Genomic DNA, 15,315 nt, shown 5'->3' on the forward strand with positions numbered 1-15,315 from the left:
TGTCAGTCCAGGCGCGCGGGCTCCCTTGCTGCTTGTAGCCAAGGGGCAAGGTGGTCCCGGGCACGATCGGTATAGGCCTGTTTACGCTGCTTTTTGCGGATGTCGTCCGGTAACGGCGGGAACAGGCCAAAATTGACGTTCATCGGCTGATAGTTTTCTGTATTGGCGCCGCCGGTAATGTGACCCAGAAGCGCGCCGAGCGCGGTCTCGGGCGGTGGGCTGGATAGCGGAGCGCCATCCACTTCAGCTGCCGTGAATAGACCCGAAAGGAGCCCAATAGCGGCGCTCTCCACATAACCCTCGCATCCGGTGATCTGCCCGGCAAAACGGATGTGCGGTGCGGATCGCAACCGCAGCGAAGGGTCGAGCAGCAGCGGGCTCTTGATGAACGTGTTGCGGTGAAGTCCGCCAAGCCGCGCGAACTCGGCATTCTCCAACCCGGGAATAGTGCGAAAAAGCGCGACTTGTGCGGCATGTTTCAGTTTGGTCTGAAAGCCGACCATGTTCCACAGCGTGCCGAGCGCGTTGTCCTGCCGTAACTGGACCACCGCATAAGGCCAGCGTCCCGTCCGCGGATTGTCGAGGCCCACCGGCTTCATCGGTCCGTGGCGCAACGTGTCGATCCCGCGCTCAGCCATCACTTCGATCGGCATGCAGCCCTCGAAATAAGGTGTGTTCGCTTCCCAGTCCTTGAACTGGGTTTTTTCGCCTGCGTTCAGCCCGGCGACGAAGGCCTCATACTGCTCCTTGTTCATGGGGCAGTTGATATAGTCGCCTTCAGGATTGCCGCCGGGCGTCGATTTGTCCCAGCGGCTCGCGCGCCAGCAAATGTCCATGTTGATCGTGTCGCCATGAACGATGGGCGCGATCGCGTCGAAAAAGGCGAGAGCATCGCTGCCCGTTTCCCGGCCGATCGCTTCGGCGAGGGGGGCAGCGGTCAGCGGGCCGGTAGCGATGATCGTCGGCCCAGCCTCGGGCAAGGTGTCGATCCGCTCCCGAACGAGCTCGATCAGCGGGTGGCTGACAATTGCCCGCGTCACACCGGCGGCGAAAAGCTCGCGATCGACGGCCAGCGCCGAGCCCGCCGGTACACGCGCGGCATCGGCCTGCGCCATGATGAGGGAGCCGAGCGACCGCATTTCCTGATGAAGCAGGCCTACGGCGTTGCTGTCCGCGTCATCCGAGCGGAAGCTGTTCGAACAAACCATCTCCGCGAGAGCATCCGTCTCATGTGCCGGCGTCATCCCGGCGCCGCCGCGCATTTCGGAGAGGCGCACGCGGATGCCGCGCTGCGCGAGTTGCCATGCCGCTTCGCTTCCGGCGAACCCGCCGCCGATCACATGAACCTGATAGTCCGCCATTGCCTTAGAACCCCGCCGGGAAATCGTGGCTGCCATTCGCGCCGAGGCGCAGCCGGCTTTTACCGGCGATAGCGCTTGCCGGAATGGTGCCATAGACATGCGGAAAGAGCGCACCGTTTCGGGCGGGCTCCCACTTCACCGTTTCGCCAAGTTCCGCAAGATCGACCATGACGAGCATCAAAGGGTCGATGTCAGCGAAATATTTGGCAGCCGTTTCCGCGACCTGAGGACGGGCGGAGAGATGGATAAATCCATCGGCGTGATCGACAGCGGACCCACTGAAAAGGCCCGATTCGCGCCAGTCGTGAAACTCTGCCTCGGTCAGCAGCTTATAAGCGAAGAGATCAGTCATCGTTCGACGCTAGGGCAGGGCGCCCGGCGCGTCCAGCACTTGCCACGCCCTTTTGGCGGTGGAAAAGAGGCGGCATGGATGCGATTTCACCGACCACCAGCCAGCCCGCACTGGCGCTTGCCCGCCTGCTGGATGTGACGCCGGGGGAGCAGGCAGGGCACTTTGTGGGAGCGCGCAAGCCCGGTGGCAAAGGGCGGGTTTATGGCGGCCAAGTGATCGGTCAGGCGCTGATGGCGGCGGCGAAGACGGTGTCGGCGGATCGGCTCGCCCATTCGCTGCATTGCTATTTCATGCGCCCCGCGAGCGAGGATCACCCGATCGACTTCATGGTCGAGAACGACATGGACGGCGGCGCGTTCTCCAATCGTCGGATCATTGCCCGACAGGGCGGCAAGCCGATCTTCAGCATGACGGCCTCTTTCCACCGGCGGGAAGAGGGCCTGCATCACGCCGCTGTCATGCCCGACGCACCGTCTCCCGAAGGACTGGCGGGGCTGAAGCTCTTCGATCGCCCTGACGCGCCAAGTCCGATCGAGCTCAGGCCGGTCGGCGACTGGCGCAGCCTGATGAGCGAACCCGGCCCGCCCCATGCGCAAAGCTGGTTCCGGTTGGTCGGGGAGGGGGAGGAGATCCCCGGTGGGCAGGCGATGCAGCGGGCTATGCTGGCGATGATGAGCGACGCGACGCTGCTTAGCACTTCCTTCCGCCCGCATGGCCGCTGGATCGGGGACAGCAGCATGCAGGTTGCGAGCATCGACCATGCCTTGTGGATTCACGGCGACGTCGATTGCCGGGACTGGCTGCTCTACGCGACGGACAGTCCATGGACGGGGGATGCGCGAGGCTTTGCCCGTGGGCAGTTTTTCACCGCTGATGGACGACTGGTGGCAAGCACGGCTCAAGAGGGGCTCATGCGGCTTTCCTGATCCGCCCCGCTCATCGTGCCATGCCGTGCAGTGTCGCGCATCCGCCAGTAGGCTATCAGCGAAACCGCGCACATGCCGGCCACATACCAGAAGAACAGCGGCTCATGTCCGGCATCTTTGAGCCAGAGCGCGACATATTCCGCCGTTCCGCCGAAGATCGCATTGGCGATCGCATAGGGCAGCGCCACTCCAAGGGCGCGGATATGCGGTGGAAACAGTTCGGCCTTCACGATGGCGTTGATCGCGGTATAGCCCGAGACGATCATGAGGCCGCCGAGCACGAGTAAAAAGGCGGGCAGGGGCGCGCTTGCGCTGCCGATGGCGTGAAAGAGCGGCACCGTGAAGAGCGTGCCGCCAATGCCGAAGCCGATGAGCAGGGGGCGTCTGCCCACCCGATCGGAGAGCAGCCCGAAGAGCGGCTGGGCAAGCATGAACACAGCGAGCGCACCCGTCATCACCAGTGCAGCCGTGGGCCGGTCGAACCCCGCCGTGTTGACTAGATATTTCTGCATATAGGTGGTGTAGGCGTAGAAGGCGAGCGTGCCTCCGGCAGTGAGCGTGACGACCAGCGCGGCGGCGCGGGGGTGCTCACGGATGAGCGCCATGCCGCCGCTGCGCTTGCCGCTGGCCTTGCCCTCCGCGAAATCGGCCGTCTCGGCTAGGCCACGGCGCAGCCAGTAGACACCGAAAGCCAGAATCGCACCAATGAGGAAGGCGATACGCCATCCCCATTCTTCCAGCGCCGTTTCGCTGAGTATGGATTGGAGCAGGATCTGCACACCCAGCGCCGCAAGTTGGCCACCGATCAGCGTCACATATTGCACGCTGGACGTGAGGCCACGATATTTGCGCGCCGCCATTTCACTGAGATAGGTAGCGCTTGCGCCATATTCGCCGCCGACGCTCAGTCCCTGCAGAAGCCGGGCGACGAGCAGCAGGGCAGGCGCGCCGAGCCCGATACTCTCCGTACCGGGCGTCAGCGCGATGAGCAGCGATCCGCCGCCCATCATCGCTACGGAGAGCGCTAGCCCCGCCTTGCGCCCGTGCCGGTCGGCATAGTTGCCCATGAGCCAGGCGCCCAGCGGCCGCATGAGGAAACCCACTGCGAAGACGGCAGCCGTGCCCAGCAACTGCGCGGTGGTATTGCCATCCGGGAAGAAATGCCGCGCGAAATAGACCGAGAAGGCCGAGTAGGCGTACCAGTCATACCACTCTACGAAATTCCCGAGCGAGCCGCCAATGATGGAGCGGCCACGGGACACGGGGTGGGGCGGGGAGGCGGCAGGCTGGATCAGGGCAAGCTCTCCGAAAGGGGCCTAACCGGCATAGCCGGGGCGAGCGAAGCACGCCAGTTTAGCGTGGAAGTTGCCAAAGTTGGCGCTACGTCCTGTCAACTTCCGGGCCGGGAGGGGCTTGCCGAGCGGGTCGCGGAGCAAGCGGGAGGGCGGCAAAGGCAGAACCGACGGAGGCATGGAATATCCGTGCCACGAAAGGGCCATTGCAGGACAGACCCCATCGGCGGTCAGGCGAGACGGCGGAAGCTGACCGTGCGCTGCGCCGGGGTGGCAGATACGAGTTCCACCTCGATCCGGTCGCCGGGAACCACCGCCTGCGCATCCACTCGCGCGACAACCGGGGCGTGCTCAAGCTGGATGCGCGCGCCGCGCTGGTCGATATCGGTGACGACGGCCTGAAAATGCTCGCCCTCCCGCCCTTGCAGCATCACTGCTTCGGCCAGATCCACCACCGCACGGTCGATCTGTCCGCCAAGCTGGTCCGCTCGCGCCATGACTTTGGGCAGGCGCTGGAAGGCATCTTCGACCTCGGCGGGCACGGGCTGGCCATTGGCGATGGCGAGCGTCGCGCGGATCACATAGCGGTCCGCAAGCCGGCGGAGAGGCGCGGTCGCATGCGCATAGGTCGCCGCCATTGCCGCATGCCAGGGTGTCTCGCCTTCGCGCCATGGCACATAGGCGGCACCACCGCCTGCACGGCGAATGGCAAGCATGAAAGCGGCCTGGGCGGCGTCGCACGGGTCGAGCCCGCGCTCATATTCCGTGAGTGAAAGCGCTGCTGGCCAGTCCAGCCCAAAGGCCCGCGCAGTGTGGCGCAGGCGGACCACGTCGCCCTCGTCCGGGCCGGGCAAGGTACGAAACAGGCCCGTGCGATGCGCCAGCAACACGTCGGCAATGGCGAGGTTGGTCGCCAGCGAGAGTGCGGCATTGCGCGTCTCGGACGGCAGCATGGGACGGAAGGCCAATCGATAGCCGCCATTGCCGTCGCTGGTCACTTCCTGCTCGGGCGGATCGACACGCGATGCGCCCCGAGCGGCCTCGGCTGATTGTATCCGGCGTGACAGATCCTGAAAGCCGCCGGGCAGTTCCTCGTCCGTCACCGTGTCATAGGCGAGCTTGGCGACAGATCGGATGAGCGCGCGCTCCGCGCCCTCCAACGCGACGGCACCTGCAGGGTCAACCCGCACCGAGAAGATGACCGCCGGTCTCGGCCCATCCGGCAGCAGACTCGTCGCCGCTTCTGAGAGCACAGGGGGATAGAGCCCCGCCCGGCCATCGGGCAGATATTGGGTCGTGCCGCGCTGCCACGCCTCCCTGTCGAGCGGATCGCCATCCGTGACGAACCAGCCGACATCGGCAATGGCATAATGGAGGATCAGGTCAGTGCCAGCCGCCTCGATATGAAAGGCCTGATCGAGATCGGTGGAGGACGCCGGATCGAGCGTGACGAAGGGCAGGGCGGTGCGGTCGGCATGGTCTTTCGGCTGCTTGGCTGCGGCTATATTCGCAGCGGTCAGCACATCGGGCGGAAAGCTCGCCGGTACGCGATATTGCTTGCGGATCGCGCCCAGCCCGTCGGCAAGCGCATGAACGGAATCAACGGGCGTCTTCATCGTCGTCCTCTGCTACACCGCACGCAGCGAGGTGCAAAGCGGATGAGAAAAGGCGTGGAGGAAAGCCAGGAGAGCGGACCGCTTGCGGGGCTGAAGGTCCTGGAGCTGGCTCGTATCCTGGCAGGGCCGTGGGCCGGGCAAACGCTGGCCGACATGGGTGCGGACGTCATCAAGATCGAGAGCCCCTCGGGAGATGATACCCGGCAATGGGGTCCGCCTTTCGTGAAGGCTGTGGACGGCGGCGATATGTCCTCCGCTTATTTCCACGCCTGCAATCGGGGCAAGCGGTCAGTCGTGGCCGATTTCTCGACCGAAGAGGGGCGCGCGCTCGTCCGGCGCCTCGCGGCGGACGCGGATGTGCTCATCGAGAATTTCAAGGTCGGCGGCCTCGCGCGCTACGGATTGGACTATGCCAGCCTTCGCGCGCTCAACCCGCGCCTCGTCTATGCGTCGATCACCGGCTTCGGGCAGGACGGGCCTTATGCCGCGCGCGCAGGCTATGATTTCATGATCCAGGCCTTGGGTGGCGGCATGTCCGTCACTGGCACGGCAGAGGGCGAACCGCTCCGCACCGGTTACGCCGTGGCCGATCTGTTCTCGGGCCTTTATGCGACGATTGCGGTCCTCGCCGCGCTCCGTCAGCGCGATGCAACCGGGAAGGGGGCTTATATCGACTGCGCGCTGCTCGACACGCAGGTGGCGGTGCTGGGCAATCAGGCGCTCAACTATCTCGTGTCCGGCACGGCGCCCGGCCGGATCGGCAATACCCATCCCAATATCGTGCCCTATCAGGCGTTTCCCACGATGGATGGTCACATCATCATTGCGGTGGGAAACGACGCACAGTTCCAGCGTCTTTGCACGGTGCTGGACGCAGGCGATCTGGCCGCAAATCCCGGCTACGCAACCAACGCGTCGCGCGTGGCCCATCGGGAGGCATTGGTTTCCCGGCTTGTCGATCTGACCGCAGGCTGGACGCGTGACGCGCTGCTCGCGGCGCTTGAGGCGGCCACTGTCCCGGCCGGGCCGATCAACGACATCGGCGAAGTGTTCGCCGATCCGCAGGTGCGGCATCGCGCCATGGCCCTCTCGCTTCCGCAGGAGGCAGCGGCTGCCGGGCATGTGCCGGGCGTGCGGACGCCGATCATGATCGACGGCAAGGCTATGGCGCTAGGAGACGCTCCGCCCATGTTGGGCGAAAGCAACGACGACGCCGACTGGCTTTAGGCTTCTCGCTGCTCAGCAGCCGCCCGGATCGCGTCCAGCGATGCGGTTGGCGTGATCGCCTGCGGATCGAGGAAGCAGTGAATGATCGCCGGACGGCCGGAGGCAAGCGCCCGCTCGAAGGCGGGGGCGAACTCGGCCGTTTCGCGCACGGTTTCACCATGGCCGCCATAAGCTCGGCCAAGCGCCGCGAAATCGGGATTTGCTAGGGCCGTGGCGGAAACCCGGCCGGGATATGCCCGTTCCTGATGCATGCGGATCGTCCCGTACATGCCGTTGTCGATGACAAGGACGATGATCGCGATTCCATATTGGCAGGCGGTGGCGAACTCCTGCCCGTTCATCAGAAAGTCGCCGTCTCCGGCAAGGCACAGGACGATCCGATCCGGATGTATGCGCTTTGCTATCACGGCGGCCGGCACCCCATAGCCCATTGAGCCGCTGGTCGGCGCGAGCTGCGTGCCGAAGGCGCGAAACCGATAATAGCGGTGGAGCCAGCTCGCATAATTCCCGGCGCCGTTCGTCAGGATCGCGTCGGCAGGCAGCCGTTCGCGCAGCCAGCCCATGACCTCGCCATATTGAAACGCGCCGGGGAGAGCCTGCGGCGCTTCCGACCAGTCGAGATAGGCGGAGCGCAGTTGAGAGCGGTGCGCGCTCCAGCCCGGTTCACTCGAGAGCGTCTGGGCGGCAGCCAGAAAGCTGCCGGGCGTGGCGTTGATACCGAGCGCCGGTTGATAGACCCGGCCGATCTCCAGAGGATCGGGATGGATATGGACCACGCGCTGCCGGGGTGCCGGCGCGTCGATCAACGTGTAGCCTGAAGACGCGATCTCGGACATGCGGGTGCCCAGCAGGATCAGCAGATCCGCGTCGCGCACGGCCTGCGCCAGCACTGGACTGGGGCCGATACCGAGATCCCCCACGAACCGGGCATCGTCCGCCGGGAAGAGCATGGCCCGGCGAAACGCGCAGGCGACAGGCAGGTCATGCGCCTTTGCAAAGGCAGTGAGCGCCGCGCATGCTTCGACCGACCAGCGCGATCCCCCCGCGATCAGCAAAGGGCGTTCCGCTTTCCGCAGCAGGTCGCCAAGCGCGGCGATGTCCTCAGGGGTGGGCGCGGGAACCACCGGCACCACTTTGGGCGCGTCCTCCACATCGGCCGTCTCGACCAACATGTCCTCCGGCAGCGCGACCACCACCGGACCAGGACGCCCCTGCATGGCCGTGCGGAAGGCACGGGCGATCAGTTCGGGGATACGGGCGGCGTCGTCTATCTCCACCACCCATTTGGCGAGACCCGCGAAACTCTGCCGGTAGTCCAGTTCCTGAAAGGCCTCCCGGTGACGCATGTCGCGCGCGACTTGCCCCACGAAAAGGATCATCGGCGTGGAGTCCTGCATGGCGATGTGGAGGCCGGGCGCGGCATTGGTGGCGCCGGGGCCGCGCGTCACGAAGCAGATGCCCGGTTGCCCGGTGAGCTTTCCGTTGGCTTCCGCCATCATCGCGGCGCCGCCTTCCGCGCGGCAGGTGAGGAGATCGATCCCGCTATCCACCAGCGCGTCCAGCACTGCGAGGTAGCTCTCGCCCGGCACGCAGGTGGCGCGCTCCACGCCTTGCGCGATGAGCTGATCGACGAGAATGTGCGCGGCTGATCGGATCATGCGGACAAGCCTATCTCGATGCTTCGCATGAATCGAGGACGCAAACATCCCGAAACATATTGCGGTGCACCAGCGACTGTCGCACACAGGCCTTATGATAAAGGCGGGGCTCCATCATCTCACGCGCTATAACTATAGCAGGCCCATCAATCTGGGGCCGCAGGTGGTCCGTTTGCGGCCCGCGCCGCACAGCCGCACGGCGGTGCCCAACTACTCGCTGAAGATCAGCCCGGCCAATCACTTCCTGAACTGGCAGCAGGATCCGCACGGCAACTGGCAGGCGCGCATCGTCTTTCCCGAGCCGGTCGATCATTTCTCGATCGAGGTGGATCTCCTCGCCGAACTGGCGATCATCAACCCGTTCGATTTCTTCGTCGATCCTTATGCGGAAGCCTATCCCTTCGCTTACGATCCGGCTCTGCGCGAGGATCTTTCCGCCTATTTCGATCTGGAGCCGCAGGGCGAGGCGTTCGAGGCGCTTTACCGGGAGTTCGCCGGGCATGAAGGCCGAACGATCGACTTCCTCGTGGCGATCAATCACGCGCTGGAGCAGCGGGTCGGCTATGTGATCCGCATGGAGCCGGGCGTGCAGCGGCCGGAAGACACGCTGACCTTCGGCACGGGTTCCTGCCGGGACAGCGCCTGGCTGCTGGTGCAACTTGCGCGGCGGCTGGGCTTCGCCGCACGGTTCGTTTCGGGCTATCTCATCCAGATGAAGGCGGACGTGGAGCCGAAGACGGGTCCGAAAGGTCCGGAAGAGGATTTCACCGATCTCCATGCCTGGGCGGAGATCTATCTGCCTGGCGCCGGCTGGATCGGGCTCGATGCTACCTCCGGATTGTTTGCAGGCGAGGGGCATATCCCGCTCGCGGCAACACCGCATTACCGCTCGGCCGCACCGGTCACTGGCCTTGCCGAGCCGGCCGAGGTGGACTTCCGGTTTGAGATGTCGGTCTCCCGCATCGCGGAGGCCGTGCGGATCACCAAGCCGTTCACCGATGCCCGCTGGGAAGCGCTGCTGGCGCTGGGCGACGCAGTCGACGCCGATCTCGATGCAATGGACGTCCGCCTCACTATGGGTGGGGAACCAACGTTCATTGCCGATAGCGACTTCGAGGCGTCGGAATGGAATGGCGAAGCGGTCGGACCCACCAAGGCCGCCTATGCCGACAGGCTGATCCGGATGCTGCGCGAGAAGTTCGCGCCGGGGTCGCTCCTGCATCACGGGCAGGGCAAATGGTATCCCGGCGAAAGCCTGCCGCGCTGGGGCTACTCCATCTATTGGCGCAAGGACGGGGTGCCGATCTGGCGCGATCCTTCGCTCATTGCCGGTGAACCGATGCGGACGCAGGAGAGCGAGCAGGATGACCTGCCTGCCGATGTCGCGCGCGCGTTCATTGGCGAAGCGGCTGAGGTGCTGGGCCTGGAGCAGGAATTCATCCAGCCGGTCTATGAGGATGCGATCGAGTGGATCGTAAAGGAGGCGGAGCTTCCGGCGAATACCAGCCCGACCGACCCGGAGCTTGAAGACCCGGAAGTGCGTCAGCGTTTCATGCGGACGTTCCAGCGCGGCCTCACCAGTCCAGTCGGTTATGTGCTGCCGGTTCAGCGCTGGCAGGCTGCTGCAGCAAAAACGCCCCGCTGGAAGAGCGAGAAATGGACGGTGCGGCGTGGGAGCCTGTTTGCAGTGCCGGGCGACAGTGCGCTTGGCTATCGCCTGCCGCTGGGGTCGCTGCCTTATGTGCCGCCGTCCGACTATCCCTATATCCATCCGCGAGACACGTCCGAGCCGCGCGCGCCGCTGGCGGACTTTCGCGCGCAGGTCGTGGAACGCGGCGCGGACTCACGGGAGGTGGCTGCAAACGATAGGGAGCGGGCGCAGGCCTCCATTGCGGTCGAAGGGGCGGACGCCAACGCCCAGCAGCGCGTGGAACAGTTCATTATCGAGGGCGCGGTGCGCACCGCCATCACCGTCGAGCCGAAGGACGGCTATCTTTCGGTCTTCCTTCCTCCGGTCGAGGCGCTCGACGATTATCTCGATCTCGTAGCGTCAGTGGAAGCGGTCGCCGAACGGACGGGAACGCCGGTACGGATAGAAGGCTATCCGCCACCGCCCGATCCTCGCCTTACCGTGCTCAAGGTGACGCCTGATCCCGGCGTGATCGAAGTGAACATCCAGCCGGCGGCAAGCTGGCGGGAATCGGTGGAAATCACCGAGACGCTCTATGACTGCGCGCGCGAATGCCGGCTGACGGCCGACAAGTTCATGGTCGACGGGCGCTCGATCGGCACCGGCGGGGGCAATCACATCGTGCTGGGTGGCGGGACTCTGCTCGATTCGCCGTTCATTCGCCGGCCGGATCTGCTCAAGAGTTTCGTCATTTACTGGCAGCGGCATCCCTCGCTCAGCTACCTGTTCTCAGGGCTCTTCATTGGCCCGACCAGTCAGGCGCCCCGGATCGACGAGGCGCGGCATGACAGCATTTACGAATTGGAGATTGCGCTGGCGCAGGTGCTGGGACCGGATGCCGATCAACCGGCGCCCTGGGTGGTCGACCGGCTCTTCCGCAATCTGCTGGTCGATGTGACGGGTAACACTCACCGCACCGAAATCTGCATCGACAAGCTGTTCTCTCCTGATGGTCCCACCGGGCGCCTCGGCCTCGTCGAGTTTCGCGGCTTCGAGATGCCGCCGGACGCGAAGATGAGCCTGGCGCAGCAATTGCTCCTGCGCGCGCTGACCGCGTGGTTCTGGAAAGCGCCGCTCGATGGCGGTCTCGTGCGCTGGGGCACGGCGCTTCATGATCGCTTCATGCTGCCTCATTTCGTCTGGAGCGATTTTCTGGGCGTGCTCGACGATCTGCGGGGCGCTGGTTACGATTTCGATCCGGTCTGGTTCGAGGCGCAGCGTCAGTTCCGCTTTCCCGTGCATGGCACTGTCGAAGGGGGAGGCGTGCAACTGGAGATTTCCCACGCGCTAGAGCCCTGGAACGTGCTGGGCGAGACCGGTGCGATCGGCGGCACGGTGCGCTATGTGGATAGCTCGACCGAGCGGTTGCAGGTGCGCGCGACCGGGTTGGTGGCCGGACGCCATATCATCAGCTGCAATGGCCGCCGTCTGCCGATGACGCCGACCAGCGCTCAGGGCGAGGCGGTTGCTGGCGTGCGCTACAAGGCGTGGGCACCGTCCAATTGCCTGCATCCCCTGATGCCTGCGCACGCACCGCTCACCTTCGACATTCTCGACAGCTGGAATGAGCGCTCGGTTGGCGGGTGCGTCTATCATGTCGCGCATCCCGGTGGGCGGTCCTATGACGATGTGCCCGTCAATGGCTATGAGGCGGAAGCGCGGCGCAAGGCGCGTTTCCAGGATCATGGCCATTCGCCGGGCGCACAGCCGATGCCGTCTCTGGAGCCTGAGGGAGAGTTTCCGCTCTCGCTGGATCTGCGCCGGCCCGTGCAGCCTTTTTGATCGATCGGCTGACTGACGTGACAGACGCCTTCGCCGTGACCGACCGGCTGCGAGACTATCCGACGGACGTCGATGCGGGCGATCTTTTCCGCCACGCGTCGGGCGCCATGGCCGAGAAATGGCTGATGATGGCCAAGGGTCTCGACGCCCTTGCCGAAGATGCCGCGATCCCCATGCAGGAGCTGGTCTCCCGGCAGATCCAGGATCTCGGCATGAGCTTCCGCATCACGGGAGATGCCGAAGAGCGCGAATGGCCGCTCAACCCGGTTCCGCTGCTGATCGGCGCGGAGGAATGGTCCGTCGTCGAGCAGGGCCTCATCCAGCGCGCGCGCCTTCTCGAAACCGTGGTCACGGACGTCTATGGCCAGCAAAAGCTCGTGGCCGGCGGGCAGCTTCCTGCAGCTATGGTGACGGGAAGCCGGTTTTTCGCGCGAAACATGGTCGGATTGCGACCGGGCGGAAACACCTATTTGCATGTCTATGCGGCCGATCTCGCGCGCGGCCCCATGGGCCAGTGGCGCATCATTGGCGACCGGCTGCGCCTCGCCAACGGCATTGGCTACGCGCTGGAAAACCGGATCGCTCTTTCGCGCGGCACCGGCACGTTGCTCGCGGACCTCAACACGCGCCGCCTTGCGCAGTTTTTTTCTGAGCTGCGGGAAGGCATTGCCCGCGAGTGCCAGCGCGAGAACCCGCGCATTGCCTTTCTCACGCCCGGCCGGTTCAACCAGAGCTATCCCGAACAGGCGCATCTTGCGCGATACCTCGGCTTTCCACTGGTGGAAGGGCGGGATCTCACGGTGGACGAGGACCGCCTCTATGTGCGGACGATCGCCGGACCCAAGCGGGTCGATGCGGTCTGGCGCTGGATCGACACCAACGCGCTCGACCCATTGAGTTTCGATGCGCGCTCCGCGATCGGCGTGCCCGATCTTTTCGATGCGTTTGCGCGGGGCGGACTGGAAATCGCGAACTGGCCGGGCGTCGAGCTGCTTGAGGCGCCGGCTTTCGCAGCATTCCTCCCCCGGCTGTGTCGCACGCTGCTAGGCGAGGAGCCAATCCTTCCCAATATCGCCACCTGGTGGTGCGGGCAGCCGACCGAAGCACAGACGGTTCGCGCGCGCCTCGATGAGCTCGTGATCCAGTCTGCTTTCGGCGGCGAGGTGGAGGGCGTGGTCAAGGGAGAAGCGCGACCGGGGCGCGATTTTTCAGATATAGAGAGGAAGACGCTGCTCGAGGCGATGGACCGGCGGCCGATGGATTACTGCGCTCAGGAGATTGTGCGCCTTTCTACGACGCCGGCGCTGATTGACGAGCGCTTCCAGCCGCGCGCCTTCACGGTCCGCGCGTTCGTGGCGCGCGGATCGGACGGACTATGGACCGTGATGCCCGGCGGATTTGCGCGGCTTTCGTCCTCGGGTGAGATGTCCACGACCTTGATGGGCGAGGGCGATATCTCTGCTGACGTATGCGTCGTGGATGGGCCGGGCATCGTCCAGATGGGGCAGACAGTGCTGGGCGGCACGCCGGAAATCAGGCGAGGCGGGGGCATCCTCGCGAGCCAGCCCGCCGATAACCTCTTCTGGTTCGGCCGCTACTGCGAACGTGCGGAGATGACGGTGCGGATCATCCGGTCTATCCTCGGTAGCTCGATTGAGGTGGATGCCGCCTCAGGCCGTGCGCCTGAGGTTCGCGCGCTGCTTGTGGCCTTGCTGCGGCAATGGGGCGCGGTCGCGGCGAGCGATATGTCGTTGGGGACGGCGCAGATCTGTCGCGCGGCGCTTTCCGAAGGTTCGGCGCCCAGTGGCGTGCCTGCGCTGCTCAACCGCGTGCGGCAGAACGGCCTGTCGTTGCGCGATCGCTTTGCGCTGGATTTCTGGCGTATCGCGAGCCGACCGGCGCCCGCGCTCCAGTCCGATCGGCCAGGCCTCCTCTTGAGAGCGGCGCGAGACCTGATCGAGCGTTTCAGCGCCCTCTCGGGCCTTGTCGCAGAAGATATGGTGCAAGGCCCGGTCCGTCATTTTCTTGAAATGGGTCGGCGGATCGAGCGTGCGATCGGCACCTGCCGCGTCGTACGCCAGCTTGCTCAGGGCAGCAACGAGCCTGATGCACTTAATGTGCTGCTCGACCTGAGCGACAGTCAGATCACCTATCGCACCCGCTACCTTTCGGGAGCCATGCGCGATCCTGTATATGATCTCGTGCTTCTCGATCCGGACAATCCCCGTTCGCTGCTATTCCAGATCGAGGCGCTGAACCGTCATCTGGAGGCGCAACCGCGACTGACGGAGGGCAATCTTCCAGAACAGCCGCTTCGCGAAGCGCGGGCGGCGTTGGCTCCGTTCCTCGGTCTCTCGGTTGCGGATTTCGATCTGGCTCTCATCGATACCACGGAGTCTCGCTTGCTGGCGCTTTCAGAGGCGATTTCCGCCCGCTTCTTCCTCCCCTATGAGCGCCCGCAGAGCGTCATCCGGAGCAGCACGATCGGATGATGTACCGCGTCCGCCATCTCACAACTGTCGATTATGCCGGCCGCGTCCGCCTCGCCCGTTTCAACGTGCGCCTGAAGCCAGTCTCCTGGCCGGGGCAGACACTTCAGGATTTTTCGCTGACCATCGACCCGCAGCCATCGACCATGCAGGAGGAGTTTGGCCCGTTCATGGTGAGCCGGAGCCGGCTCACGATCCGCGATCCCCTTACACGGCTCAGCATCGAGACCCGCTTTCGTGTGGAAGTGGCGCAACAATCCTTCATGCGGGACATGATGGACGGCCCGACAGTCTCCGAGATTCGGCGGCGCGCGCTTACCCATGGCGATCTTTCAGCACTGGGACCGGCGAGCTACCTCTATGCGTCTCCGCTTATTGGCAGTTCAGCGGAAATCGGGGATTGGGCGCAGGCCTATTTCTCGCCCGACCAGACGATCGTTGCCTCCGCGCGCGCTCTGATGGAGGCGATCCACCGGGAATTTGCATACGACGCTCAGGCCACCGTTATCGACACGCCGCCTGTCGACGCGTTTCGCCAGCGCAGGGGGGTGTGCCAGGACTTCGCACATGTGATGATCGCGGCCGCGCGGGCACATGGCATACCGGCGGGCTATGTGAGCGGCTATCTTCGCACGATCCCGCCGCCCGGCAAGGCCCGGCTGGTGGGGGCGGACGCCATGCATGCGTGGGCCAACATCTGGTGCGGGGATGATCTGGGCTGGATCGGCTTCGATCCGACGAACAACGCGCTTGCTCAGGACGACCATATCTTCGTCGCGATGGGGCGGGATTATTCGGATGTGGCGCCGCTCGACGGCGTATTCCACGGTGGGGTCGGGCAAAAGATGACCGTAGCGGTCGATGTCGAGCCGATCTGATCGGCTCGTCAGACGCATCTGGCTTGGTGGATGGGCGACCGCCG

Annotated in this window: 10 protein-coding genes; 5 read left to right on the forward strand and 5 right to left on the reverse strand. The window is 64.8% G+C overall.

Annotated elements, in window-relative coordinates; all coding sequences use genetic code 11:
* Positions 1-2: 2 nt before the first annotated feature.
* Positions 3-1,361 carry a methylenetetrahydrofolate--tRNA-(uracil(54)-C(5))-methyltransferase (FADH(2)-oxidizing) TrmFO gene (gene trmFO, locus ACNAOH_RS00620; RefSeq protein ID WP_443972160.1) on the reverse strand — a complete coding sequence of 453 codons (1,359 nt, stop codon included), beginning with the start codon at positions 1,359-1,361 and terminating at the stop codon, positions 3-5.
* Positions 1,362-1,365: 4 nt separating this feature from the next.
* Positions 1,366-1,713 carry a DUF952 domain-containing protein gene (locus ACNAOH_RS00625; RefSeq protein WP_443970867.1) on the reverse strand — a complete coding sequence of 116 codons (348 nt, stop codon included), beginning with the start codon at positions 1,711-1,713 and terminating at the stop codon, positions 1,366-1,368.
* 74 nt (positions 1,714-1,787) lie between these two features.
* Here ACNAOH_RS00625 and ACNAOH_RS00630 point away from each other — a divergent pair, with 74 nt between their 5' ends.
* Complete coding sequence (locus ACNAOH_RS00630) at positions 1,788-2,639, forward strand: acyl-CoA thioesterase (RefSeq protein ID WP_443970868.1); 852 nt, start codon at positions 1,788-1,790, stop codon at positions 2,637-2,639.
* Here ACNAOH_RS00630 and ACNAOH_RS00635 read toward each other — a convergent pair.
* Together ACNAOH_RS00635 and ACNAOH_RS00640 are read right to left on the reverse strand one after the other, a co-directional pair.
* Complete coding sequence (locus ACNAOH_RS00635; RefSeq protein WP_443972161.1) at positions 2,612-3,931, reverse strand: MFS transporter; 1,320 nt, start codon at positions 3,929-3,931, stop codon at positions 2,612-2,614. The two genes, ACNAOH_RS00630 and ACNAOH_RS00635, sit on opposite strands and share 28 nt — an antisense overlap.
* 230 nt (positions 3,932-4,161) lie before the next feature.
* Complete coding sequence (locus ACNAOH_RS00640; RefSeq protein WP_443970869.1) at positions 4,162-5,547, reverse strand: RNB domain-containing ribonuclease; 1,386 nt, start codon at positions 5,545-5,547, stop codon at positions 4,162-4,164.
* Positions 5,548-5,589: 42 nt separating this feature from the next.
* Here ACNAOH_RS00640 and ACNAOH_RS00645 point away from each other — a divergent pair, with 42 nt between their 5' ends.
* Positions 5,590-6,774, forward strand: a complete 1,185-nt coding sequence (locus ACNAOH_RS00645; protein ID WP_443970870.1) for a CaiB/BaiF CoA transferase family protein — start codon at positions 5,590-5,592, stop codon at positions 6,772-6,774.
* Here ACNAOH_RS00645 and ACNAOH_RS00650 read toward each other — a convergent pair.
* Entirely contained in the window at positions 6,771-8,432 is a 1,662-nt protein-coding gene (locus ACNAOH_RS00650; protein WP_443970871.1) for a thiamine pyrophosphate-binding protein, read from the reverse strand. The two genes, ACNAOH_RS00645 and ACNAOH_RS00650, sit on opposite strands and share 4 nt — an antisense overlap.
* A 94-nt stretch (positions 8,433-8,526) precedes the next feature.
* On the opposite strand from ACNAOH_RS00650, the gene ACNAOH_RS00655 reads away from it, so the two are divergent.
* The 3 genes from ACNAOH_RS00655 to ACNAOH_RS00665 are packed head-to-tail and all read left to right on the forward strand — an operon-like array spanning position 8,527 to position 15,271.
* Complete coding sequence (locus ACNAOH_RS00655) at positions 8,527-11,904, forward strand: transglutaminase family protein (RefSeq protein ID WP_443970872.1); 3,378 nt, start codon at positions 8,527-8,529, stop codon at positions 11,902-11,904.
* Complete coding sequence (locus ACNAOH_RS00660; RefSeq protein WP_443970873.1) at positions 11,901-14,396, forward strand: circularly permuted type 2 ATP-grasp protein; 2,496 nt, start codon at positions 11,901-11,903, stop codon at positions 14,394-14,396. Before ACNAOH_RS00655 ends, ACNAOH_RS00660 begins: the two co-directional genes overlap by 4 nt.
* Positions 14,393-15,271, forward strand: a complete 879-nt coding sequence (locus tag ACNAOH_RS00665; protein ID WP_443970874.1) for a transglutaminase family protein — start codon at positions 14,393-14,395, stop codon at positions 15,269-15,271. The genes ACNAOH_RS00660 and ACNAOH_RS00665 overlap by 4 nt, the downstream gene beginning before the upstream one ends.
* Positions 15,272-15,315 lie beyond the last annotated feature (44 nt).

It is taken from the genome of Sphingobium sp. CR28 (assembly GCF_052327305.1).
GTDB lineage: Bacteria > Pseudomonadota > Alphaproteobacteria > Sphingomonadales > Sphingomonadaceae > Sphingobium.